The organism is Acetivibrio clariflavus DSM 19732 (assembly GCF_000237085.1).
GTDB lineage: Bacteria > Bacillota > Clostridia > Acetivibrionales > Acetivibrionaceae > Acetivibrio > Acetivibrio clariflavus.
In genome coordinates this window covers 4,423,656-4,448,051 of the sequence record NC_016627.1, presented here as the reverse complement: position 1 = coordinate 4,448,051, position 24,396 = coordinate 4,423,656, and the positions used below count along the sequence as shown (strand labels likewise).

The following is a 24,396-nucleotide window of genomic DNA, read 5'->3' as shown; positions in this document are numbered from 1 at the left end:
TAATTGTGAAGAGAGGTGAATACACGTGATTAGATTTGAAGGTTATGAAAGAAGAATAAATGGAATCAACAAATGTCTTGCCGAATATGGTATGAATAGTTTGGAAGAAGCCAGAGAATTATGCTTGTCAAAAGGTATAGATGTTGAAAAGATAGTTAAGGGTGTTCAGCCAATAGCATTTGAAAATGCTGTATGGGCATATACTTTAGGCTGCGCAGTAGCTCTTAAAAAAGGTATAACAAATGCTGCTGATGCTGCAGAAGCAATAGGAATAGGCTTACAAGCATTCTGTATTCCAGGTTCTGTTGCAGATAGCAGAAAAGTTGGATTGGGCCATGGTAACCTTGGTGCAATGCTTTTGAGAGAAGAAACAAAATGCTTCTGTTTCCTTGCAGGTCATGAGTCATTTGCAGCAGCTGAAGGTGCTATCGGTATAGCAAGAACTGCAAACAAAGTAAGAAAAGAACCGTTAAAGGTTATCTTAAACGGTCTCGGTAAAGATGCAGCTTACATAATTTCCAGAATAAACGGTTTTACATATGTTAAGACTGAGTACGATTACTATACAGGAGAATTAAAAGTTATTGAAGAAATAGCTTTCTCCAACAGTGAAAAAGCTAAAGTTAAAGTTTACGGTGCTGATGACGTAAATGAAGGTGTTGCAATAATGATTAAAGAAAGTGTTGACGTTTCCATCACAGGAAATTCAACAAACCCAACAAGATTCCAGCACCTTGTTGCAGGAACATACAAGAAATGGGCCGGAGAAAACGGTAAGAAGTATTTCTCTGTTGCATCCGGTGGTGGTACAGGTAGAACACTTCATCCTGATAACATGGCTGCAGGTCCGGCATCTTATGGTTTGACTGACTCAATGGGAAGAATGCATGGAGATGCCCAGTTCGCAGGATCATCTTCAGTTCCTGCTCACGTTGAAATGATGGGCTTGATAGGTATGGGTAACAACCCAATGGTTGGTGCAACTGTTGCTGTTGCAGTTGCAGTTGAGGAATCTGCGAAGGCTTAATTGACTGAAAAGTCAAAGCGTTGATACTTTGTCTGTTATTAAGGATTATTAAAATAAGAAGTGGTGTGGGAAGTTTATAATTCATCCTGCACCACTTTTGAATTTATATACTTTTTATCTATTACTTTGCTTTGCTTACTGAATAAGCAAATGGGTTAAAAATAGTTTAAGGTTTACCGATGAACATCTGTACCCAGGTTTTACCTCCGTACTTTCCTCCATTGGCAATACCGAATCCGCAATGGGTAAACTTTTCATTCAGAATATTGGCTTTATGTCCCGGAGAGTTCATCCAACCATTAAACACATCTTGCACATTTGCATAACCGGTAGCAATATTCTCACCGGCATATCCGTATTTGATACCGAAGCTTTTCATCATGTCAAAAGGTGAACCGTAGGTTGGAGATGTGTGGTCAAAGTAATTATTGTCTACCATGTCTTTGGCTTTTATCATGGCCACATTGGCTAGTTCAATATCGTATTCAAGAGGTTTTAAATTTGCTTTAAGCCTGGCATTATTGACTAAATCCAATAGTGCTTTTTCATCTTCACTAATGCTGCCTGGAGCAGAAGATGGTGTTTTAGTAGGAGAGGGGGTTGGAGGAACAATTATCGGATAAGAAGGATTTACAGTTATATATTTTTTGTACCATTGGTCATAGGTGGGCAAATTGAAGTATATAAAGTTAAAACTTTCTACAAGTACTTTCCCGAGATTAAAAAAGTATTCCGTACGATTAACATAAAGAGAATTGTATTCCTGTTTTTTAAAATATGGATTTCCGTCTTTACCGTAAACATATCCCGGCGAAAAAATTGACAGCGCTAAAACAATAGCAATAAAGCCGGATTGTAATTTTATCAATGTTTTGTTATGATTAAAAAATTTCATGTTTGACCCTCCTGAATAATTTACATAATTCGGGTAGTTGGTTTTATTTGGCTTTATATAGTATAAAAATACTAAATATTATCTAATAAGTAAAGTAATGCTTGTGCGTGACCTTTTAATATTTTTGCGAAATTTGTCGAAATTTATATCGGACTTTAGATTTAAAAAATCAATAGACACGAGTTAATATTATGCTGCCGGTAACTTGAAATTTTTATAGTTGCGGAATATTTACTGAAAAATAGGAATAATTATTAAATTTTATTAATAAATTAAACTTTTTTTGTGTATTTATAGTATAATTATTAGAATAGTGATTGCATTTATAATTCGTTTTTTAAATATATATATAAAATTTAGAAGGGGAAAGTCAAATGAATGATATTGAGTTACGTAAGAATTTAGGAAAAGCAAAAAGAATAGTTGTTAAAGTTGGTACTTCCACTCTGACTTATGAAAATGGTAAAATTAATTTTACAAGAATTGACAAACTTGTAAGAGTGTTGTCCGACCTTGCAAATCAGGAGAAAGAAGTAGTATTGGTTACATCCGGCGCAATCGGAGTTGGAGTCAGTAAACTCAAGCTGCAAAGTAAACCCAAGACAGTTAGGGAGAAACAGGCAGTGGCTGCAGTAGGGCAGCTTGAACTGATGCATATATATGACAAGTTTTTTTCGGAGTATGGACATGTAGTGGCACAAATACTTCTTACCCGAGACATAGTTGAGAACCATGAAGCTAGAGAACATGTTATCAATACATTTGAAACTTTAATAGAGAAAGGTATTATTCCGATTGTAAATGAAAACGATTCGGTTGCAGTGGATGAAATTGAATCGGGGGTAAACAGAGTTTTTGGAGATAACGATACTCTGTCGGCAATGGTTGGAGAGATTGTAAGGGCTGATTTACTAATAATACTGACAGATATTGGCGGATTTTATGACAGTGATCCCAGAAAAAACAGTGATGCAAAGAGGATTTCGATTATAAAAGAGATTACCCCAGAAATAGAACAGTATGCAGGAGGTGTCGGCTCGGCAAGAGGTACAGGGGGGATGATTACAAAATTAGCGGCAGCAAAAATCGCAGCATCTGCCGGTATAGATATGGTTATTGCCAATGGGGAAGATCCTAATGTAATATTCAGAATTCTTGATGGAGAAGATGTAGGTTCCGTCTTTTTACATAGGGGGTGACAGCTTGAAAAAAATAATTTCAATAGCTTTGATTGTGAGTATGTTTGGGATATTGGCACAGGCTAATGGTGAAACTGGCAATATAATTACATATGATAAGGCAAAAGAGGTTATGCTTTCCAACAATAGAACTTTAAAAAGTCTTGCTATTGAAGAAAGAAAAATGTTTTTAAATTATAATTCGATAGTCCAGGGTACAAAGAATCTGAAAACCGATGGAGTAACCTTTAAATTTGGAGGTAGAGAGTTCTTTTTTGAATACGATGACAATACCAAATTGAGCTTAACTTTGGCAAAAGAGTATACACCGGCAGAACTTAAATACTATTGGAATAAAATGATAATTAATAAAACTATTACCGAGAAATCGTTGTATTTGAATATGCGCGATTTATATCTCGGATTGATGAAATCCGATAAAGATTATAAACTGGCTCAAAAAAAATATCAGTTGGCTGAAAGCAAACATAGAATCAATAAACTGAAATTTGAGCAGGGCCTGATTACCAGGCAGGATTTAGATGAGTCGGAATATGAGCTTCTTAAAGCAGAAAAAAGTGTGGAGGAAGCAAAGCGTAATAGAGAGAATACAGTAAGGTCCATGAATTCAATATTGGGAGCGGATATATCAACAGAGTATGAAGAGGTCATATTTGACGAGTTAAAAAGAAACATTACCCTCAAACCTTTGGAATATTATATTGAGAAAGCTTTGGCAGAGAGATATGAGATTAAAAGTATTGAGGAAGAACTGCGTTTGAAAGAGCTGAAAAAAGGAATTATTGAGAAAAGCAAACTGTTTAAAAAGAATTATAACATTATGGAACAATATGAAGATTTGGAACTTGAAATCGAAACTCTCAAAGTAAAAATGGAAAAAGCCAGGTTTGATATTGAAAATGATATTAAGAAGGCATATATCGAAATTAAAAATGATTTGAATACTATTGAAAGTACTATAGAGACAATAAAAATGCAGAAAAGAAATTTGGATAAGATGAAGCAACAGTATGAGAGAGGATTTATATCTAAAATCGTACTTGATGAGATGGAGATTGGAATTGAAGAGCTGGAAAATATGAAAGAGTATGTGATATACAGCTATAATACGAAAATAATGAAGCTTGAAGAAGCAGCAGGATTAGGTCCTGCATATGGGAAGGAGTGAACTTTATGAAAAAGCACACAAGCTTGATTATATCGATTTTGACTATAACTGCTGTAACTACTGCTTTTGCTGCTGAAAGCCTGAAATTCAGCATACAGGAATCGAAAAATGTGGCAGCCTCCAACAGCAAACAGGCAGTGATAGATGATTTGAATATTAAGGCTAAGGAAAGTGCACTTCGTGATGCGGAAAAAGATGCAAAAATGAGTACTAGTGTCAATACCAAAATTGATAAATTAAATAACAAGATAGCCAGAGAGGTAAATCCCGCAAAAGCTGCAGCTGAATTGGAATATGCAAAAAAAATCAAGGAGAAAAATTTAAAAAATTTGGAACTTGAAACTTACAAGGCTACATCCAATATGCTACTGATAAAAAAGGAACTTGAAATGGAAAAAGCCAAACAGGATATTTTGAATGAGAAGTACAAAATTGCTGAAGCCCGTTTTAAAGAAGGTAAACTGACAGAGAATGATTTGATTGATGCCAAATATGCCCTTGATTCAAAAGCCATTGATATTAATAAAGTTACAGGCAAGCTTGAAGCTGCAAACCTTGAACTTAGGAGAATTTTGGGCTTCGATATGAGTGAGGATTTGATAGAAATTAAGGATGATTTGGTACTTACTTCAACAAAGAATATTGATATTGAGAAAGTTGTTGAAGATGCTTTAAATAATGACGCTGAGCTGTATATAAAAAGTGAGGAATTAAAAGCAAGCGAAAAAATAATGGAATTTACAAAAGAGGATTATGAACAAGGTACACCTACCTATGATGAAAATATGCTGAATTTGGAAAATGCAAAAGTCAGTTTTGAGGATGCAAAAGTTAATTTGGAAGTATCCATAAGAAATAAATATAATGATATACTTACTGCAAGAGATAAAGTTCAATTGGCCCAGAAGTGGGAGGCAATTTGCTTAAACAAAATGAATAATGCACAGTTTAAGTTTGAAAAAGGATTGATAAGCAAGGAAGAAGTTCTAAAGGCTAAAGAAGATTATTTGGATGCAAAATATCAGACTTATCTTGCTATATATAATTACAACATATTAAGAACCGAATTTGACACCTTATATGTAAAATAGCAAAGTAGTATTGTCTGAACATATTTGGATAGGTAGCTTTTGGTTCACACTGTTGGAAATATTTGGGGTTGAAGATGTAGCAATCTACATTTCGACATGTAATTTTTGCAATGTTTAACTATAACTGTAAAGTAGGTGATGGAGAAGTGATCATCGATATAAGAGATTTAGGCAAGGTTTATAAAAACGGAAAGGTTTCTGTAACTGCATTAAGGCATGTGAATTTGTCCGTTGATAAAGGTGAATTTATTTCGATAATGGGTCCGTCGGGTTCCGGCAAATCAACTTTAATGAACATTATAGGATGTCTTGATCGTGCAACTTCCGGAAAATATATATTGGATGGTGTGGATATTTCCAAGCTGAATTCAAGAGAATTAGCAAAAATAAGAAATTTAAAAATAGGATTTGTTTTTCAGTCCTTTAATCTCCTTCCTAGAATGACGGCTTTGCGAAATGTAGAACTTCCTATGATATATGCAGGGGTGGGTGCGAAGGAGAGAAGAAAAAGGGCTATTGAAGCTCTTGAAAGAGTTGCATTAAAAGAGAGGATGAATCACAAGCCCAATGAAATGTCGGGAGGTCAAAGGCAAAGAGTTGCTATAGCAAGGGCGCTGGTAAACAATCCTTCAATTATACTTGCCGACGAGCCGACGGGGAATTTGGATAGTTACTCCAGCGAGGAAATTATGGCTGTTTTTCAGGATCTTAACAGGGATGGTGTAACTATAATTCTTGTCACTCATGAACCGGATATAGCTCAACATACAAAAAGGTTTGTGAAATTTAAGGATGGGCTAATGGTAGAAGATAAGATAATTGAAAATCCTCTTGATGCAAGAGAGGTTGTAAGGCTGAATAAAATGGAACGAATGGCCTGATTTTAGGATTCATATTTGTAATATACTTTGTTTATTTTTTAACAGAGAAAAAATCTGTTTTGAGGAGGCTAACTATGAAGAAAGGAATAATTATATTAATAATTGTGGTTTTTGTTATTGGTGGTTTGGCAGTAGCAGTTGCAACTTTTGGAGAAAATTTTGAATCGGTATTTGCATTTAATCAAGGAATTATTTATCCGGTCAAAGCTCATAAAATTGAAAAGGGTTCAATCTCTACCAAGGTTTCGGCAACCGGTTTTATTGAAGAAATAGAAAAAAGTGAGGTTTATATTGAAACTCCGCTTAAAGTAAGCAAGTTACTTGTTGACGTAAATGATAAAGTTACAAAAGGTCAGAAACTGATGGAACTTGATATGGACGAATTGATTTCACAGCTGGAAAAACTTAAAATAGACAGAAATGTGCAGAAACTGTCTTTAGATTCTCCTGTTACTGAAGCGGAGATAAAAAAGGCGGAATCGGCAGTTAATGCAGCAGAAAATACTCTGGCTGATGCTGAGAAAAAGCTTGCGGAAAACAAATTACTCTATGAAGCCAGTGCAATTACAAAAAGTGAACTGGAAGCTTCGGAAAAAGCAGTGGATGATGCAAAAAGGGCTCTAGATAATGCAAAGCTTACTTATGAATCCGCCGTATCAAGCAAAAATATGGACAGGAGAGTTAAGGAAGAGAGTTTAAAAGCAATAGAATTAAGTATAAAGGAACTTGAAAAAAAGATTGAAAAACTGAACAATTCGGTATTAAGTCCCATAGATGGGGTTATTGTGGAGGTTAATGTCCAGCAGGGGTCTTTTACCAACAGTGCCATGCCGGCTTTTAAAATATCCAATACCGATGAATTGAGGATTAAAGCCAAAGTTAACGAATACAACGTAAGAGGTGTGCAAATAGGTCAGAAAGTTGTAATAACCGGTGAAGGTATAGATAAAGATGCCAATGTGCTTGGAAAGGTTGAAAGCATATCTCCTGTTGCAAAGACTAATATTACATCAGGAGGAGAAGAGATTGCGGTTGAAGTCCTTATTTCCATTGAAGAGTCAGAAGTTCCGTTGAAACCGGGATTGAGTGTTACCTGTGACATTTATACCAACGAGAAAGACAATATATTATTAGCGCCTTTAAACATTTATAAAGAGGATAAAGACGGCAATATGTTTGCTTATGTTATTAGTGAGGATAATATTGCAGTTGAAAAGAAGATAAAGTTTGGTCTGGTATCCGATGTGATGGGAGAAGTTTTAGAAGGATTAAATGAAGGGGATTTGGTTATACTTGACCCGCAACCTACCCATAAAGACGGTATAAAGGTAAAAATTTTAAATGACAATTAAAGGAGGGGGTGTGAATGAGTTTTTTTGAAAGCTTCAAGCAAGCCCTTGAAAGTTTGGGTGCCAACAAATTAAGATCTGCATTAACAATGCTGGGTATTATTATGGGGGTATTCTCAGTTATTACCATAGTTGCTATAGGTAATGCGGCAGAGTCTTATATAAGCAGTGAGTTTGAAAAAATGGGGGCAAACACTATCACGATAACTTACCAAAAATCTGATATAAGCGAATCGGATATGTTGACTTTAGAGGACTTTGAAACCATAAAACAGGTTGCACCGGAAGTTAAAAACATTGCAGCTAGTATACAAAGATCCGGGTCACTGAGAATAGGCGAAAAAACCAGGGATGCAATTGTTAATGGGGTTTCTTCACAATACAAAAGTTTTTCTGCTATTGAAATGGCAGATGGCAGGTTTATAAACGATTTTGACAACACGTCAAAATCAAATGTTATAGTTGTGGACGAATACTTTGCCAAAAGATATTTTAAAAGGGTTGATATAGTAGGAGAAACTGTAACTTTTAGAACTTCATGGGGAAAACTTATCAATATGCAGGTTGTAGGAGTAATTAAATCCTATGGCGAATTATATGAAAGCATGCTTGATAATGAAAACGTTCCGGCAGTGGTATATGTTCCTATAACTACTCTTCAAAGCATCTATTTTAATAACAAAATACTTCAAAGCATAGATGTATCCACAGAGCAGAAAGATGGACTTAAAGAGTTGGGGGACAGGATCGTTAAGGCTTTGGAAAGAAAGCGCGGCAAATCGGATTTGTTTTATGCCCAGAGTTCACAGGATGTGCAAAAAATCATTTCAAATATTTTGGGTGTTATTTCATCAATTCTCCTTGTAATTGCTGTTATAACCCTCATTGTAGGCGGAATTGGCATTGTAAATATACTTTTGGTATCGGTGACCGAGAGAATAAGGGAAATAGGAATTCGGAAGGCTTTGGGAGCGCAGAAAATTGATATTCTTATGCAGTTTATTACGGAGTCCATTATCATGACGGGAATAAGCGGAATGATCGGCATTTTTCTCGGCATAACAGCAGGAAATATAATTTCCAAGATGATAAATATACCGCCTTCAGTTGACATACCGGTTATAATAGGAGCGTTTTTAGGCTCGGTTGCATTAGGTCTGATTTTTGGTGTTTATCCTGCCAAAAAGGCTGCAGATTTGGATCCTATTGAAGCTTTAAGATATGAATAAAGATATGAAAATTATTAGCGACATTATTTAAGGGGCTGTTGCACTAAGAAAATTAGTGTAACAGTCCTTTTGTGTCTAAAAAGCAAATTCCGGACTTCGAAAAGTCCGGAATTTGGTGTAAAATGTATTTATGCCACTAAATAATTTAACACATAAAGATTATACCATTCGCGGTGATTTCTATCAATTAAAATTACCGTTAAATATTGAGTACATGATACCTAATGATGATTCTGTCAGGTTGCTGGGTCAGATAGTGGAGGAGATGGATTTAACAGAATTATATAAGACCTATTCCCGTATAAGGAAAAAACAAGCAACCCCAACACAGATGCTGAAGGTCATGCTCTACGGATATATGAATAATTGTTATACTACTCGAAAAATTGAAAGTGCTTGTAAGAGAGATATCAACTTTATGTACCTTCTTGAAGGGTCTCCTGCTCCAGATTATACAACAATAGCGAGATTTCGGAGCCTTCATTTTGCACCTGTTTCAGAAAATCTTATGGCACAATTTACTGAAATACTTGCTGAATGTGGAGAACTTTCAATGAAGAATCTTTTTGTTGATGGGACAAAAATTGAAGCTTCTTCAAACAAATATACTTTTGTCTGGAAAGGTTCTGTTACTAAAAATCAGCAAAAACTTATGGATAAGATTCCTGCATTTTTTAAGAAAGCAGAAGAAGATTACGGATTTAAAATTGTATATGGAGATAAAATCAAAATGTATCATCTAAAAAAGCTTAGGCGTAAACTATGCAAAATAAAAAAGGATGAAGATATCGAATTTGTCTATGGAATAGGAAAAAGAAAATCTCCTCTCCAAAAAACATTGGAACAGCTGGATGAATACATATCAAGACTTAAGAAATATAATAAGCATTTACATACCATGGGAGAGAGAAATAGTTTTTCAAAAACAGACCCTGATGCAACCTTCATGAGAATGAAAGAAGATGCTATGAAGAATGGGCAATTAAAACCTGGTTACAATATTCAGTTTGGAGTAGATGCTGAATACATAGTATGGATAAGTGCTGGTCCTCAGCCTACAGATACAACCACTCTAATACCATTCTTAAACAGTATCAAAAGTCATTTGAGGTATACTTACAAAAATATAGTTGCTGATTCAGGGTATGAAAGTGAGGAAAATTACGTTTATCTTGATGAAAACAACCAACGTGCGTTTATTAAACCATCCAATTATGAAGTTAGTAGGACACGTAAGTATAAAGCAGATATTAGCATAAAGGAAAATATGATATATGACAAAGAAAAGGATATTTACATATGTAGTAATGGAAAAAAGCTTGTAGTAACAGGAATAAAGTTCAGTAAAAGCAAAACAGGATATATAAGTAAGAAAACCTGCTATACATGCGAAGACTGTAGTGAATGTACTTTCAAATCAAAATGCATTAGGGGAAACAGCAAAAAACCGCTGGAAGAACGGACTAAACGTCTTGAGGTATCTAAATCATTCCAGCAAAAACGTGAGGAAGCCTTAGAAAGAATCCTCAGTGAAGAAGGAACTGAACTCAGAATAAATCGGAGTATTCAGGTCGAAGGGGTTATTGGAGAAATAAAACAAGATATGGGATTCAGACGTTTCTTGTGTAGAGGCAAAAAGAATATCTTAGCAGAATGTATTCTTCTTGCTTTAGCACATAATGTAAACAAGCTGCATAACAAAATTCAGTCAAAACGATGTGCCACGTATTTACATCCATTAAAGACAGCATAAACATAAAAAATATTTATGGTATAAATAGCAAAGTTTGTATCGTTTATTTAGTGTACCCTTTTTTTAGGAACAATAAATAAAAGACAACGTTTTAAGAATAAAATATATCAATTTTAAATAAAAAGGGGTTATTGCATTACGATTATTAATCTGTAATGCAACAGCCCCTTTTTGTATAAGCAATAAAAATTATCTGAACAAGTCATTGAACCAATCGAAGAAAGGATTGCCGTTTGAATTATTATTAGGGCCATGCGGGTGTTCAAAATCTCTTGGTCCATGAAGACTGCAGTACTCGTCTCCAGGATACTCATACTTCCAATCTTTGGGGTATGGGTCTCCCGGGTTGGTAGGTGTAAAAGGTTTTCTACGTTTAACAAATACCTGCTCCATGGTTGATTCATACGGACAATATTCTCCGGCAAGCAGATTTCGACCAAAAGCATCGGTAGAATCTTTACATACTTTGGCAAGTAAATGAACATCACAAGTGTCTTCTTCGCCGGGTTCAGTACCCTTTATGAAATATTCGGTTTTTACAGCATTCCCTCTTGGGTCTTTATGGCACAATTCGGTGGCAATTTTACCGGAGTATTTGCAAATTGTCCTCTTAACAACTCCGGAAGGAACTTCAAAATCAACAGGCTCTAAATTCTTGTGAATCTTATCCATTACAGCATGCCAAATAGTCTGGGCTCTGTTAAGTTCTGCAGAAGACAGGGATACATTTCTGTCATAACCATACCAGGTGGCACCGACATAATAGGGCGTAAAACCTACAAACCATTTGTTGGTGGTTTTATCTGTTGTACCGGTTTTGCCGGCAGTGGGCATCCGGCCGTTTTGGATTTTAACACGGTTTGCCGTTCCGTCAGGAGAGTTGACAACGTCTTTCAACATATTGACCATTATAAAAGCAGCTGCTTCATCGTATACAATGTTAAAGTTTGGTTTTTTCTCAAGAATAACATTGCCGTTGGCGTCTTCAACTCTTGTATAGGTAGTAGGTTCATAATATATACCTTTATTTACAAAAGGAACATAAGCCGCTGCCATTTGAAGCGGACTCACTCCTTTTGACAGACCACCCAAAGATAAGGCAACAGTGCGCTCGTTGTCCCTGTTTATGTTTACTTTTTTCAAGTATTCATGGGATAAATCAGCACCTAAATAGTTATTCCAAATTTTAGCCGCAACTACGTTTACAGACCTTGTTATGGCATCACGAATTGTTGTAAGACCGGCATAGGAACCGTCAGAATTTTTTGGATATAACCCTTTACTGGCTCCGTTCATATACACTGGAACATCATCAATTACGGTTGCTGCGGTAATAATTCCTTCATTTATAGCAGGACCATACACTGCAATGGGTTTGATGGTAGAACCCGGTTGTTTTTCCAAGGAAGTAGCCCTGTTAAATGGAATACCTATTTTTTCACCGGCACCTCCGTACATGGCTTTTATTTGGCCGTTTTTCGGGTCAATAATTACCATTGCTGCCTGGGGAGACTGACTGGTATTTTTGTTTACTTTGGTGAAATATTCCTCGTTCAAAAAGACTTCGTCCATTGCTTTTTGTATATCGGAGTCCATAGTTGTGTAAATTCTAAGCCCGTTGTTGTAAATGGTTTTGATGGCCATATCTTCAGTATATCCTATAGCCATAAGGTCTCTTTTTACATCCAGTATGACCTGGTCAACGAAATAGGGCTGTGTACTGGTGGCCTTGTCATTGCGTTTGTTTGATTCTGCAAAAACAAGTTCTTGCTTAATGGCCTCATCATATTCTTGTTGGGTAATAAAATTAAGTTCGAGCATTTCATTTAAAATAATTCTTTGCCTTTTTATGTTGTTTTCCCTACCCTTTGCTGTAAAAGGGTTGTATTTTGCGGGAAGATTGGTTATACCGGCAAGGGAAGCGCATTCAGCCAGGGTAAGATCTTTTACATCCTTACCGAAATAGGTTTTGGCTGCTGACTGTACTCCATAGCAATTTTCACCCATATATATAAGGTTCATGTAGATCTCAAGGATTTGGTCTTTGGTTAAATTGCGTTCAAGCAGTATTGCACGCCATGCTTCCTGAACCTTTCTCTTTATGGAACGTCGGGTTTCTCCAGTTACATTTTTTACGACCTGCTGTGTAATAGTACTTCCTCCATGGGATTCGCCTCCGGGGAGTATAAAGTTTATAACCGCACTGGCAAACCTTTTGAAATCAACGCCGGAGTGTTGATAAAAACGCTTGTCTTCTATTGCAACGAAGGCGTCCCTCAAATATCGAGGAATATCTGAGAAATCCACCATTTCTCTGTTTTCTATTCCTTGCAGGGCACAAATTTCTTTGTTATTACAGTCATAAACATATGTTGTCTGGTTTTTAATTGCAAGCTGATCGGCAGTAATGGGTTCGGCGGTTTTTATGTAGGCAAAGACAGCACCGCCCACTATACCTGCAAAGATAACTCCAATGGTAAAAGCAAAAAGAATTAAAACTTTTATTAAATTGCCGATTACTCTTATCAGTGATATTTGCTGTTTCTTCTTACCGGTTTTTGTATTTGAAACAGCAGTATTATTAGAGCTCATAACATTTCCTCTCCTTTATTTGGGAATAAGTAAAATTGTGCTCACTCATATATGATTGACATTTTATAGCTGGCATTTACTTATTCCTAATTACATTTGAAACTGAATTTTTTATGTAAAACATTAATATTATAGCATAACAGTCAAACAGCATGCAAACAATGCAAAACATGCAATTTTGCATGTTTGCAAGGGATATAAAAAATACTGATTCACAAAAAACCTTCTTAATTCATACTATTAGATAAGGAGGTTTTTTTATGCGAAGGAAAACCAATTTATATCACCGCTTATGGTATGCAAAACGCAATAAAAAAATATATAAAACCTATGTGGTGATTATTTTTGTATTGGTCATATTAATATTTTTATTTACATATATTGAAAAGCGAATAAGAATAGGGATCAATCAAATATCGGAGTACAGAGTAAAATCTATAGTTTCGAGAGTGGTTGCCAATGCAGTGGGTGAGAATTTTCCCGAAAATATCGATTACGACGATATTGTTACAATTTATAGAGATGAGAATGGAATTGTTACTTCTGTTCAGACGGATATTGCCAAGTTGAACAGGATATTTGCCAATGTATCCAGGAGTGTTCAAACCCAATTATCCGAATTGTCCGATGAGAAAATATCGATACCTTTAGGTACAGTGCTGGGGCAAACAATATTTGCTGCCAGAGGCCCTAAGATTAATATCAAAATAATTCCCATCGGAAGTGTTGAGACAAATTTTAAATCGGAATTCAGCAGCGCAGGTATAAACCAGACAAGGCATAGGATTTATATTGTGTTTAAAGTGGAAATGGGGGTGGCGATACCCTTTGTTGAAAAAAAAACCGTTGTGACAACCAGCATGCCTGTGGCAGAAACTGTAATAGTGGGAGATGTGCCCAATTATTATTTGGATTTTGAATAACTGTAGTATTATAATGGTTTAAATAAATTGGTACATATAGAAACTAAAGTATATAAAAAATGGAGTACATTATACTCCATTTTTATATGCGCTATACTAAATATTCTATTCTGAAGCAGAAGAATTGTTTTTTGACTTTTTAGAGTTATTTGCAGCCGATGCATTTTCGGCCTGGGATTTTGTTAACATTTTGCACTTGCCCTCAAACACACTGCCTTCTTCTGTAACCAGACAGTTAACTGAAATATCGCCATAAAGTTTAGCAGATGATTGAATTCTTAGAATTCCGTTTGCTTCCACATTTCCTTCCACTCTTCCGGAAACGAAAATATTGTTTGCATTGATATTTCCTGTTATTACTGCTTCTTTTCCGACATAAACATCGCCTTTAACCTTAATATCACCATTTACTTTGCCATCTATCCTAATGGTTCCGCTGGATTCAATATTTCCTTCAAATTTTGAATTGATACCTATGATGGTATCAAAGGAATCTGCATTTCCGGAAGTATTCTTACTGAACATAATTGTCCTCCTTGTATTTATTTTTTATCAAGATATTTTAAAGGATCATCAGGGGTACCGTTGATACGTACCTCAAAGTGAAGGTGCGGTCCGGTACTCTTGCCGGTGCTTCCTACTTTTGCGATAACATCGCCTTTTTTTACCGTTTGACCTTCTTTTGCCAAAAGCGAGGAAGCATGGCCATATAAGGTTGTTATACCGTTGTTGTGATTAATAATTATACACTTGCCATAATTTCCGTTTGTACCTGAAAATATAACTTTTCCGGTTGCAGAAGCCCTTATATCGGCACCGTAGGGTGCTGCAATGTCAATCCCTTCATGCTTTCTTTCCGATGAGTATATAGGGTCGGTCCTGTATCCGAAAGGTGAGGAGATTGGTCCGTCTGCCGGCCATAGTGTTGGGAAGGTTTCAATGTAAGATTGCAGCTTCTTTTCTGATTCGGATAATTTGTTGGCAATACTATCGTCAGAATCGTTGATGTTACGGAGTTTTTCTAAAATTTCCCGAAGTTCGCTTGCATCATCTATAAAAGAGCGACTGTTAGAACCTCTGCTTGCTGTCAGGCTTTCCATATTGCTGTCCAGATAGTTTTCAGTCATTTGCTTGTATTTTTCGCTGAATTCCGATATGTTCTCGGCATATTGCCTTTCCTTTTCAAGCAGTGCAGCAATCTGCTCGGCATTTTCAGCTAACAGTCTTGCCTGTTCTTCATTCTTGCTATTTGCTTCGTCCAGTGCAATTTTAAGTTTGTTGTTAGTATGTATTATATTTCCTAAATATGATGTAAAGCCGATTACCAAAGCTAAAACTATTGCAGTGAAAATATAAAGTTTACTGCGCCATGATGATATTTTAAAAGTTTTTATTTCATTTGTGGAATGAGGTACAAACATTATCGATAAATACTTGTCACGCTTTACTTTACTTCTTTTTCGCATATTTACCGCCTTTTCCATTTCTAACATTCCAAATTATTATACCATTGTGTAAAAAAAATTAAAAGTGTTTGATTGAATATAATATATTATTGACAGTTACAACCGTGGAATTACACAGCTAAAGACCTTTAATATTTTTTTAATTGATAGTTTTGTTATAATTAGACCTTTGATATAATTTGATATTAATAAGATTTCTTACATAAATATGTTTTAAGAAATGTGTTTAAAAAAATTATAAAATATGTTAATCTATAATAGTAGTTAATTAATTTGGTTTATGTCAGGATATTTCACGGTTATATGCACAATTTTAAGGATAAGACCCTAAAATCAGATAGTAAATGAACTTATTGGCATGTCTTGTTTTTTCTTACATGTGCTTGTGTCTCAATTTTTTGCTGCTTTATATCCCGTTATGAGACACTTATCGTTTGGATTATTCGAAGAAAAGGAGTGGTATTGCATGGGTTTAATGGATTTTCTTAAAGGCCAACTGATTGAGGTAATAGAATGGACGGATCAGACTTCCGATACAATAGTTTACAGGTTTCCGGTAGCAAACAAGGAAATTAAAATGGGTGCAATGTTGACAGTAAGGGAATCACAAGCTGCTGTATTTGTAAATGAGGGAGTTTTGGCAGATGTTTTTTATCCCGGATTATATGAATTAACTACTGAGAATTTGCCTATTCTTACAAAGTTAAAATCATGGAAATATGGATTTAATTCTCCTTTTAAAGCTGAAGTTTATTTTGTAAATACAAAACAGTTTACCGATCAAAAATGGGGTACACAATCCCCGGTATTTGTTTGGGATCCACAGTTCGGACAAGTGAGAATAAGTGCAAGAGGTAAGTTTTCATATCGTGTTGCCGATCCTGCAAAGTTTATGCGTGAACTTTTCGGAACAAAGGCGGTATATAAAACAAGTGAGCTTGAAGATACTTTCAGGTCGTATATTGTACAATATATGAAAGATGCCATTGCAGAGTCGAAACTTTCCTTATTTGACCTTCAGAGACAGCTTATTGAATTCAGCGTTAAGGTTAAGGAAAGTGTAAGGGAAAAGTTTGATCAATTCGGGCTTGAGATGGTTGATTTAATTGTTGAGGATATTTCATTACCTCCAGAGTTGTTGGAAGCTTATGATAAGGGCGGCAGCATTAATCTGATGGGCGGAATGGATGCCTATGCAAAGATACGCACATTGGATGCCATGAATTCGGCTGCAGAAAACCAAAGCGGCGGTTTTGCATCAATGGGCGCAGGAATGGGTGCCGGTGCTGCTATTGGAAACATGATGGGACAAATATTTTCTCAGAATCAGCAGGGCCAGCAAAATCAGCAGCCTGCCCAGAGTCAGAATACTTTTCCCTGCCCTAAATGTAACAATCCGGTTCAGCAGGGAGCCAAGTTCTGCCCTAATTGCGGACAGAACGTAGCACCTCAAAAAGCGACTTGTGTAAAATGTAACAGTGAAATTAATCCGGGGGTAAAATTCTGTCCCGAGTGTGGTGCTTCACAGGATATTTCATGTAGCAAATGCGGAGCAAAACTTACTCCAGGTGCAAAATTCTGTCCAGAATGCGGCAATAAGATATAGATTATATGTATAACTTAAATAAAAACGGAGGCAGTAGTAATAATGCTATTGTCTCTTTTTCTTTAGTATTGAGGGCTTTTTGGTTTGATTCGCAATAAAATATAGTTATAAGGTATTGTTTTGGGGTATAATAGTAAGTAATTCATAGTTTCGGAGAGAGATGTATATGGAATGTAATTGTAAAGCTAAATCAAAATTAGATAGAAAGAAACATATTGAAGCATATTATAAACCTAAAATAGGAAAGGGCCTGCCGGATTTTGAGGTTCTGGGATGGGAGAGCAAAGAGGCCCAATATATGAGGTTTGAGATATTTACCTCAAACGTTGATATAAAAAACAAGAAAATCCTGGATGTTGGATGCGGACTTGGAAATCTTCTCGAATATCTTATAGATAAGGGCATAAATATAGAATATACCGGTGTGGATATTCTTGAGGATATGATTGAAAGTGTGAAAAGAAAGAATTTACCCGGCAAATTTTATTGCATGGATATTTTTAAACAGCATCCTTTTGAAAGGAAAAGTTTTGATATTGTATATACTTCAGGGATATTCAATTTAAATATGGGTAACAATATGGATTTCCTCAAAAAGGCTTTCGGGCGTTTTGCGGAATTGTCAAAAGAAAAGGTGGTTTTTAATCTACTTGACCGGAATTCACCGGACAAAGAAGATACGTATTATTATTATGACCACAATCAAGTGGTTTCAATGTTATTGGAACAGTATCCTCAGGTAGACAGCATTGAAGTGGTAAGAGGTTATCTGAATAATGATTTTACAGTCTTTTGTACCATGAAAATATAGTTTTATTTATAATAAATCAATTGAGTGAGAGGATATATTATTCATTAATTGAAAATATTACAAAAGGTGTAAGAGATGTGCAGTATAAAATAGAATAAATTTAAAAAAATTTCTAAGTTCTATTTAAAAATTCAAAACAAATTAGTATAATTAAAGATAACAGTATGATTAAAACGACACTTCAATAAGCATAAATATTAAGAAATTGATTCTGTAAATTTGTTTTATTTCTTTATATGTGATTTATAAGGGAAAAGGAAAATGTACTAAGCTAAGAGGAAAAATTTATGACTGTTAGAAAAATAACAATTGCAGGTATTAATAGTGGTTGCGGAATTACCACTGTTACAATGGGGATTTTAGCTACTCTTTATGTAATGGGGCTTGATGTTCAACCTTTTAAAGTCGGCCCGGATTATATTATTCCTTTGTTGCATTCTTTCATTACAGGTAAGGATTCACGCAATCTTGACAGTTGGATGTTGGATATAGATACTGTTGTCCATCTGTTTGAGAAAAATGCCGCAAATGCTGATATATCTGTAATTGAAGGTGAGAATGGATTATATGACGGCATTGGGGAAAATACAATTGTGGGAAGCACCGCCCATGTGGCTAAAATAGTAAACTCTCCAGTCATACTTGTTGTCAATGCGGAAGGCATATCCTTAAGTATTGTTCCGCTGATAAATGGCTATGTGGATTATGACAAAAATCTTGACATAATCGGTGTGATTTTGAATAAAGTTGAAAGCGAAGCTCATTATGAGTTTTTGAAAACTGCTATAGAAAACGGAACTGGCTTGGAAGTTTTCGGCTATCTGCCGAAAATGGACAATTTGCCTTCTGAAAATTTGAATCTTGTACCTGAAGAGGATTTGGAAGATCTGAAGAAAAAAATTCGCATACTGGTGGAACAGGTTATTAAAACTATAGATGTGGACCTTATTATAAAGATGTCAAATCGGCCTGATGTTTCGTATCTGAATTCTACAAAATTTTTATTTGACAGAAATTCAGATAAGAAAGTAAGAATTGCTGTGGCGAAGGATAAAGCTTTTAGCTATTATTATAAGGATAACCTTGATTTACTGGAAATTATGGGGGCTGAAATAGTATATTTCAGTCCGTTGGTGGATGAAATACTTCCGAAGGATATCGCAGGTTTATATTTCGGAGGAGGCAACCTTGAAGCTTATTTAAAAGAGCTTCAGGAAAATAAGACCCTTCTTAGGGATATCAAAAGAAAAATAGTTGAAGGTATTCCCACATATGCTGAAGGAGACAGTTTATTGTACTTAAGCGAATATGTGGAACATCAAAAGGATGAAAAATTTACAATGGCAGAAGTGCTTAACGGTTATTGCGGAATATCCAATGAAATCTACAAATCTGGATATGTCGATATTGAAGTTATCAGGGATAATATTTTGTCCAACAAGGGCGGCAGAATAAGAGGACATGAATTCCACCGTTCAAATATAAATATATCATCTGAAGATATAACACTTTGCTATACAATCCAAAAGAAATGCTGTGAGAAGAAGCCAATAATTTGGAGAGGCGGTTTTAGCGTTTATAATATGCTGGCATCCTATCCACAAATTCATTTTTGGTGCAATCCGAGTTTTGCTCAGAATTTTATAGACAGCTGCATAAAATATAGTACTGATGTTGTCACTGCAATTTGATAGTTTTAGAAAATTATATGTTTAGATATTTGTACAATTGGCAATAATTAGCAGTAAGGCAAACTGATTCAATTCTTTGTCCCTAATGGGGCTATTTTTTTGCTTGATTGTAAATATTTGCATAGATTAATCATTCATGTCTAAGAAATATTGTGTTAATATAAATATATCAAATACTAATGATATTTAAACTTGATAATAAAGTGATATTTGATGAAGGGATTATAGATGCTTGTATGAAGGTTTTATAAGTTCGAAATTTCACCTTGCAAGTAAAAGATAATAAATATTAATGAAACAATAATATAATTATCTTTAAAAATAAGTATAGAAGGAATACCTTTAAAATAAAAAAATATTGCAAAAATTATAAAGGTATCGGAGTTATACAACCTAAAAATACCCAAGAAATTCACATTACTATACTATAACGTGAAATAGTTGACATTATAAAAGTCTTCAAAAAATCGGTGGGCTTAAAGAACTATTAGATTGTATAGAATTTATAACATATCGAGATGGAAATGAATTAATTAAGTAATTTGATACATATAATTTGCTGTTTTTATATCAAAAGGCACGTTTTCTATTGGAACATTAAAGACTAATTCAAGTAATAAGATGAATTTATATGTTGTAGGAATAAAATTTTGAAAAGTACCCGTTATCTGACGAAGGATAGTACAAAGTATTTGAATGACTAGAAACTAGTAGCTCTAGATTATCTTTATGAAATAATTTTGAAATAATAAATAAAAAAGAGAATCTATAATGACCCCCATTGTCAAGACAAATTTTTAGCTTTTCTAAGTTAGATTCTCCTTTCTATGTTTTTGTATAATATCTACCTTAAGGTACTCTGTCGGATGGATGTCAAGGGCGAGCATATGCGAGTTCATCTTGCCCCTTGACATCCAATGGTTATATATCCTTTTGATTCCCGGTCTGTTATGACAGACCGGCTGCCTTCCGGCGAGGACGGGGTTTGGGGCAGAGCCCCAAGGTTTTATACTACTGCCTTAATCTCTTTGTTAATCCCAAAATAATATTCTGACGGCGTTTTATAGCCTAGTGACTGATGTGGTCTCTTGTTGTTATAATATTCAATATATTCCCTCGTTTTTTGCCGAAGTTGCTGACCCGTTTCACAATCTTCATGATAAAGCATCTCCCACTTGTAAGTTCGAAAAAAACGCTCTATCCTTTGATTATCCAAGGCTCGTCCTTTCCCATCCATTGAAATTTTTATATTATTACTCTTTAGTAATTTTATGTAATCCTCACTGGCAAACTGTTTACCTTGATCGCTGTTCATAATTTCAGGTTTACCATATCGTTTGATTGCCTTTTTTATCGCTTCTAATACAAATGTCCTATCTAAAGTATTTGATAACTCAAATCCAACAATATACCGGGAATACCAGTCTATTATAGCTACCATATACATAAATCCACGTTTAAGACGGCAATATGTTATGTCTATAGACCATACCTGGTTGGGATGATCTATATTTAAGTCTCTTAGCAAATACGGGTACAAATATTTGTTATGCAGACGTCTGCTAAGATTAGGCCCGGGACAGAAACCGTGAATCCCCATTTCCCTCATATATCGCCGTGTACGCTTCCTATTGATTTGTATGTGGTAATCCCGGTGTAGGATATTTGTCATCCTGCGATAGCCATATTCCGGATGAACCGTGTATACCTCATCAATAATACGTTTTATTAGATATTCCTCATCTGTTACCGGTACTGGCTTGTAGTAAAGGCTTGTACGATTAATACCTAACAGTTCAGCTTGCCTTTTTATGCTTAATTTCTTTTCTTCTCTCTCAATCATCTTCATGCGGTCTTCCCGGGACTTAGAGTCGGCCAGATTTTTTTTTAAGCCAGGCAACTTCATATGAAAGTTGGCCAATTTGCTTAAGCAGTTCGTCCTTCTCCTTCTCATACGACTGTTTGACCTTCTCTACTTCATCAGTTTCCTTACTGAAAACTCTGCCTGCATTGCTTATAAATTCTGCCTTCCAGCGACTTAGCTGATTAGGATGAATTTCATATTCGGCAGCTATCTCATTCAGCGTCTTTTCTTCCCTTAAGACCTCAATCACTATTTTTGCTTTTTCTTCTGGTGTAAACTTTCTTCTCGTTTTCATATTTCTATTCTAACTTATTTTGACCGTTTTGTCTGTCTTAATTTATGGTATCATTATATTTGCTTGAGACCTATAATAGACTACTTCAGGAAAGTGTAATATAGGTATCACTTGCTTTATTCAAAAAACATTACCTAAACTTAATGAGTGAAATTTATGGGGAAGGGTTATACATATACAAGGATTATTCATATACATACTACAGTTAGAAAGGAGAGATAGGTAATGAAACCTCTTAACTCAAATTTAAATATTAGTGATAATTCTATATTAGAGGAAAGACTTGCAAATGAGTTGGAGGAAAGATTAGAACTTGGATGTTGGTTTTACTGTGGTCAAGAAAATTGTGCTATGTATAATTGATAAAATAGTCAATGGTAATTCTGCATTAAGAAGAAAGAGTTGGGTTCTACGAACTGTGCTGGATTAAATAATAAAACAAATATATTCTGAATGAAAGACCAGCTAATTAAAGTCAAGAGTTTATAATAAAAATTTTGAGAAATTTTTTTAGGCTCCTGACGTTAATGAAACGCATGACAACAAGACCACCTAGGTGAGGTAGACATAAAATAGCTGGTCTAAAATAGCAAGTTGCTCTTTGAAAACTGAACATCAAGTACAGTACTATCAAGCTGCTGTATGCTTTGCTGCAAGCATTTGAGCGTGTTCCTGGGGGCTGCGTAACTGGTAAGGTTTCCTATCCCTTAGGACAGCAAAGATGATACAAACAAGCTTGCGCATAACAGCTCCCAAAGCTACTTTCTTAGGCTTACTCTGGCATTTTTGTTGGTAGAACTCCAGCAGCACAGGGTTGCAAGCTGTCTTATCCCGCTTGGTACGGATATTAGCAAGAGCAATTGTGAAAAGCACCCTGCGAAGCAGCCTTGAACCTCTCTTAGACATCTTGTTCCGTGTGCCGGTAAACTCTCCGGACTGCATGACAGAGGGGTCAACGCCGAAATAAGCAACCAGCTTGCCTGGCTTTTTAAAGGCTGAAAAGTCTCCAATCTCCGCAAGAATAGTAGCAGCAGAGAGAAGGCCTATACCTGGCAGGCTCTGCAAAAGTTCAAGCGTCAATGCCAGCATGGGCATATCCTTCGCCATATCTTCAGCAATCAGTAGACGAATGGACTTAAGGACTTTCTCCAGGCTTTCTTCCAAGGTTTTGATCATGGAGATATATACGCCCAGCATAATAACATTTGAGGCATTATGAATGCTCAGAGGTGCAAAATCTCTGGCCTTGGAGACCAGAAGCTCATACTTGGCAGTTGACCATTTGAGACTTTTGCGGGATTTCTTCTGAATCAGTGAAATCAGCTTGTTCCTGTCAGCCTTAAGAATATGGGCAGGAGTAGGATACTCCTCCAGGACAGCCATAGCAGCCTTTGAAAATATATTGGAGAAGACATCCTTGAAGTTAAGCATGAGTTGGTCAACAATACCGGTAAGCCTGTTTTTGTAGGCGGTAAGCTCATCACTCAGTTTGTAGTACTGGCGACATAGGCTCCTTAGGCACTCAATATCCTCATTGGGGATGTTGGTTGACTTAAGTTCCTGAAATCTATAGAGTAGGGCAATTTTCCGGGCATCCACTTTATCATTTTTCACTTTTCTGATTCCAATATTTTTGATAGAATCAGTTTGGATGGGGTTTGTTACCGAAACCTCAAATCCAGCTTTACAAAGTGAATGGAAAAGGATTTTGTGATAGTGCCCGGTGGATTCCATGACTATGAAAGGCCTTGAAGCAAAATCTTTTTCCGTTTTATTAAGCAATTCAACGGCTCTTTCAACGTCGGTATTGGAATCATGGTGAATCTTCATGCGGGCAACCACTTCATTGGTAGGAGAAAGAATCGCCATTTCACTGAAGAACTTACCCACATCAATTCCTGCAATGGGTCTGAAATTCATTAAAATGCCTCCTTTTTAAGATTAATGGACTTAAAAGCCTCCATTCCTTCCCATGTAAGCAAACAACCTTGCATGTGACACGAGGAACCAGCCAAAGAGCTGGCCTCAACCAGCCAAATCATGTAGACTTACCGGAATGGATAAATACTCTTTCTTACGGGTAATCGGCCCGCTAAGGTCCGTCCCAGGAGGTGAAACACTCACCTTCCAAGTCCGGAAGATATTATACATGATTGTCAAGGTTCAGGCCAACAGTTGCTGGCAAAATGGCTAAGATGTGAAGCCGGATGATGTGCTTGATGTTTAGAAAAGAATGAAGTTTGAAGTGTTATGTTAACAATGAATTTTAATGGGTCGAACAGTGGCTTCGGTCACTGATTTAATACAATATTAATTGTACAAGGTAGGTGAAATAAAATAATGAAATCAATAAATGAGAATTTTAACATCAATGATAATTCTGCATTAGAGGAAAGACTTGCAAATGAGTTGGAAGAAAGATTAGAACTAGGATGTTGGATTTATTGTGGCGCAAAAGATTGTGTTGCTTACAATGGTGAAAGCTAGTAGTTTAACTAAATAGTATATGTTTACCTTCCCCATAAAATTATAACAAGAAAATAATATTTTTATTGA

Annotated in this window: 20 protein-coding genes; 14 read left to right on the top strand and 6 right to left on the bottom strand. The window is 35.7% G+C overall.

Annotated elements, in window-relative coordinates; genetic code table 11:
• The first annotated feature begins 25 nt into the window (after positions 1-25).
• Positions 26-1,027, top strand: a complete 1,002-nt coding sequence (locus CLOCL_RS18685) for a GGGtGRT protein (RefSeq protein ID WP_014256778.1) — start codon at positions 26-28, stop codon at positions 1,025-1,027.
• 166 nt (positions 1,028-1,193) lie between these two features.
• Here CLOCL_RS18685 and CLOCL_RS18680 read toward each other — a convergent pair whose 3' ends face one another.
• Positions 1,194-1,922 (bottom strand): CAP domain-containing protein, encoded by a 729-nt coding sequence (locus CLOCL_RS18680; protein WP_014256777.1) that lies wholly within the window; start codon positions 1,920-1,922, stop codon positions 1,194-1,196.
• 374 nt (positions 1,923-2,296) lie between these two features.
• Here CLOCL_RS18680 and proB point away from each other — a divergent pair, with 374 nt between their 5' ends.
• The 7 genes from proB (at position 2,297) to CLOCL_RS18645 (ending at position 10,592) form a co-directional block, all read left to right on the top strand.
• Positions 2,297-3,121 carry a glutamate 5-kinase gene (gene proB / locus CLOCL_RS18675; protein ID WP_014256776.1) on the top strand — a complete coding sequence of 275 codons (825 nt, stop codon included), beginning with the start codon at positions 2,297-2,299 and terminating at the stop codon, positions 3,119-3,121.
• Between the two features lie 4 nt (positions 3,122-3,125).
• Entirely contained in the window at positions 3,126-4,289 is a 1,164-nt protein-coding gene (locus CLOCL_RS18670) for a TolC family protein (RefSeq protein WP_014256775.1), read from the top strand.
• Between the two features lie 5 nt (positions 4,290-4,294).
• The gene (locus CLOCL_RS18665; RefSeq protein WP_014256774.1) at positions 4,295-5,380 is read left to right on the top strand and encodes a TolC family protein; all 1,086 of its coding nucleotides are present in this window, start codon (positions 4,295-4,297) and stop codon (positions 5,378-5,380) included.
• Between the two features lie 146 nt (positions 5,381-5,526).
• Positions 5,527-6,261: an ABC transporter ATP-binding protein gene (locus CLOCL_RS18660; protein WP_014256773.1), complete on the top strand. Its 735-nt coding sequence runs from the start codon at positions 5,527-5,529 to the stop codon at positions 6,259-6,261.
• 74 nt (positions 6,262-6,335) lie between these two features.
• Positions 6,336-7,613, top strand: coding sequence for an efflux RND transporter periplasmic adaptor subunit (locus CLOCL_RS18655; protein WP_014256772.1), 1,278 nt, complete (start codon positions 6,336-6,338; stop codon positions 7,611-7,613).
• A 14-nt stretch (positions 7,614-7,627) separates the two neighbouring features.
• Positions 7,628-8,839 (top strand): ABC transporter permease, encoded by a 1,212-nt coding sequence (locus tag CLOCL_RS18650; RefSeq protein ID WP_014256771.1) that lies wholly within the window; start codon positions 7,628-7,630, stop codon positions 8,837-8,839.
• A gap of 130 nt (positions 8,840-8,969) precedes the next feature.
• Positions 8,970-10,592: an IS1182 family transposase gene (locus tag CLOCL_RS18645; protein ID WP_014256770.1), complete on the top strand. Its 1,623-nt coding sequence runs from the start codon at positions 8,970-8,972 to the stop codon at positions 10,590-10,592.
• 189 nt (positions 10,593-10,781) lie between these two features.
• Here the strand turns inward: CLOCL_RS18645 and CLOCL_RS18640 are convergent, their stop codons facing one another.
• Complete coding sequence (locus CLOCL_RS18640; protein WP_014256769.1) at positions 10,782-13,184, bottom strand: transglycosylase domain-containing protein; 2,403 nt, start codon at positions 13,182-13,184, stop codon at positions 10,782-10,784.
• A gap of 260 nt (positions 13,185-13,444) precedes the next feature.
• On the opposite strand from CLOCL_RS18640, the gene yunB reads away from it, so the two are divergent.
• Entirely contained in the window at positions 13,445-14,107 is a 663-nt protein-coding gene (gene yunB / locus CLOCL_RS18635) for a sporulation protein YunB (RefSeq protein ID WP_014256768.1), read from the top strand.
• A gap of 105 nt (positions 14,108-14,212) precedes the next feature.
• On the opposite strand, the gene CLOCL_RS18630 is transcribed toward yunB, so the two are convergent.
• Complete coding sequence (locus CLOCL_RS18630; protein WP_014256767.1) at positions 14,213-14,632, bottom strand: bactofilin family protein; 420 nt, start codon at positions 14,630-14,632, stop codon at positions 14,213-14,215.
• Positions 14,633-14,649: 17 nt separating this feature from the next.
• Positions 14,650-15,573: a M23 family metallopeptidase gene (locus CLOCL_RS18625; protein WP_014256766.1), complete on the bottom strand. Its 924-nt coding sequence runs from the start codon at positions 15,571-15,573 to the stop codon at positions 14,650-14,652.
• A gap of 466 nt (positions 15,574-16,039) precedes the next feature.
• Here CLOCL_RS18625 and CLOCL_RS18620 point away from each other — a divergent pair, with 466 nt between their 5' ends.
• The 3 genes from CLOCL_RS18620 to CLOCL_RS18610 all read left to right on the top strand — a co-directional run bounded on the left by CLOCL_RS18620 (position 16,040) and on the right by CLOCL_RS18610 (position 19,681).
• Positions 16,040-17,179 carry an SPFH domain-containing protein gene (locus CLOCL_RS18620; protein ID WP_014256765.1) on the top strand — a complete coding sequence of 380 codons (1,140 nt, stop codon included), beginning with the start codon at positions 16,040-16,042 and terminating at the stop codon, positions 17,177-17,179.
• Between the two features lie 166 nt (positions 17,180-17,345).
• Positions 17,346-17,990, top strand: coding sequence for a class I SAM-dependent methyltransferase (locus CLOCL_RS18615; protein ID WP_014256764.1), 645 nt, complete (start codon positions 17,346-17,348; stop codon positions 17,988-17,990).
• A 287-nt stretch (positions 17,991-18,277) separates the two neighbouring features.
• Positions 18,278-19,681 carry a cobyrinic acid a,c-diamide synthase CobB gene (locus CLOCL_RS18610; protein ID WP_014256763.1) on the top strand — a complete coding sequence of 468 codons (1,404 nt, stop codon included), beginning with the start codon at positions 18,278-18,280 and terminating at the stop codon, positions 19,679-19,681.
• Between the two features lie 1,006 nt (positions 19,682-20,687).
• Here CLOCL_RS18610 and CLOCL_RS18605 read toward each other — a convergent pair.
• Positions 20,688-21,840, bottom strand: a protein-coding gene (locus CLOCL_RS18605) for an IS3 family transposase (protein WP_027622199.1) whose coding sequence is annotated in 2 segments (ribosomal slippage) — positions 20,688-21,572 and positions 21,574-21,840 — 1,152 coding nt in all. Because the reading frame shifts where the segments join, the coding sequence is not laid out codon by codon here.
• A 225-nt stretch (positions 21,841-22,065) separates the two neighbouring features.
• Between CLOCL_RS18605 and CLOCL_RS22710 the strand changes: the two genes are divergently transcribed.
• Entirely contained in the window at positions 22,066-22,203 is a 138-nt protein-coding gene (locus CLOCL_RS22710; RefSeq protein ID WP_014256762.1) for a hypothetical protein, read from the top strand.
• 267 nt (positions 22,204-22,470) lie between these two features.
• On the opposite strand, the gene CLOCL_RS18595 is transcribed toward CLOCL_RS22710, so the two are convergent.
• The gene (locus CLOCL_RS18595; RefSeq protein WP_014254024.1) at positions 22,471-23,760 is read right to left on the bottom strand and encodes an IS110 family RNA-guided transposase; all 1,290 of its coding nucleotides are present in this window, start codon (positions 23,758-23,760) and stop codon (positions 22,471-22,473) included.
• 420 nt (positions 23,761-24,180) lie between these two features.
• Between CLOCL_RS18595 and CLOCL_RS22705 the strand changes: the two genes are divergently transcribed.
• Complete coding sequence (locus CLOCL_RS22705; RefSeq protein ID WP_014256761.1) at positions 24,181-24,327, top strand: hypothetical protein; 147 nt, start codon at positions 24,181-24,183, stop codon at positions 24,325-24,327.
• The last annotated feature ends 69 nt before the right edge of the window (positions 24,328-24,396 follow it).

What these genes read in the sequence shown, in the direction of transcription:
- CLOCL_RS18655 (WP_014256772.1), top strand. Translation starts at nt 6,336, where the DNA reads ATGAAGAAAGGAATAATTATATTAATAATTGTGGTTTTTGTTATTGGT.
- CLOCL_RS18640 (WP_014256769.1), bottom strand. Translation starts at nt 13,184, where the DNA reads ATGAGCTCTAATAATACTGCTGTTTCAAATACAAAAACCGGTAAGAAG.
- proB (WP_014256776.1), top strand. Translation starts at nt 2,297, where the DNA reads ATGAATGATATTGAGTTACGTAAGAATTTAGGAAAAGCAAAAAGAATA.
- yunB (WP_014256768.1), top strand. Translation starts at nt 13,445, where the DNA reads ATGCGAAGGAAAACCAATTTATATCACCGCTTATGGTATGCAAAACGC.
- CLOCL_RS18650 (WP_014256771.1), top strand. Translation starts at nt 7,628, where the DNA reads ATGAGTTTTTTTGAAAGCTTCAAGCAAGCCCTTGAAAGTTTGGGTGCC.
- CLOCL_RS18645 (WP_014256770.1), top strand. Translation starts at nt 8,970, where the DNA reads ATGCCACTAAATAATTTAACACATAAAGATTATACCATTCGCGGTGAT.
- CLOCL_RS22705 (WP_014256761.1), top strand. Translation starts at nt 24,181, where the DNA reads ATGAAATCAATAAATGAGAATTTTAACATCAATGATAATTCTGCATTA.
- CLOCL_RS18595 (WP_014254024.1), bottom strand. Translation starts at nt 23,760, where the DNA reads ATGAATTTCAGACCCATTGCAGGAATTGATGTGGGTAAGTTCTTCAGT.
- CLOCL_RS18625 (WP_014256766.1), bottom strand. Translation starts at nt 15,573, where the DNA reads ATGCGAAAAAGAAGTAAAGTAAAGCGTGACAAGTATTTATCGATAATG.
- CLOCL_RS18665 (WP_014256774.1), top strand. Translation starts at nt 4,295, where the DNA reads ATGAAAAAGCACACAAGCTTGATTATATCGATTTTGACTATAACTGCT.
- CLOCL_RS18680 (WP_014256777.1), bottom strand. Translation starts at nt 1,922, where the DNA reads ATGAAATTTTTTAATCATAACAAAACATTGATAAAATTACAATCCGGC.
- CLOCL_RS18620 (WP_014256765.1), top strand. Translation starts at nt 16,040, where the DNA reads ATGGGTTTAATGGATTTTCTTAAAGGCCAACTGATTGAGGTAATAGAA.
- CLOCL_RS22710 (WP_014256762.1), top strand. Translation starts at nt 22,066, where the DNA reads ATGAAACCTCTTAACTCAAATTTAAATATTAGTGATAATTCTATATTA.
- CLOCL_RS18610 (WP_014256763.1), top strand. Translation starts at nt 18,278, where the DNA reads ATGACTGTTAGAAAAATAACAATTGCAGGTATTAATAGTGGTTGCGGA.
- CLOCL_RS18615 (WP_014256764.1), top strand. Translation starts at nt 17,346, where the DNA reads ATGGAATGTAATTGTAAAGCTAAATCAAAATTAGATAGAAAGAAACAT.
- CLOCL_RS18630 (WP_014256767.1), bottom strand. Translation starts at nt 14,632, where the DNA reads ATGTTCAGTAAGAATACTTCCGGAAATGCAGATTCCTTTGATACCATC.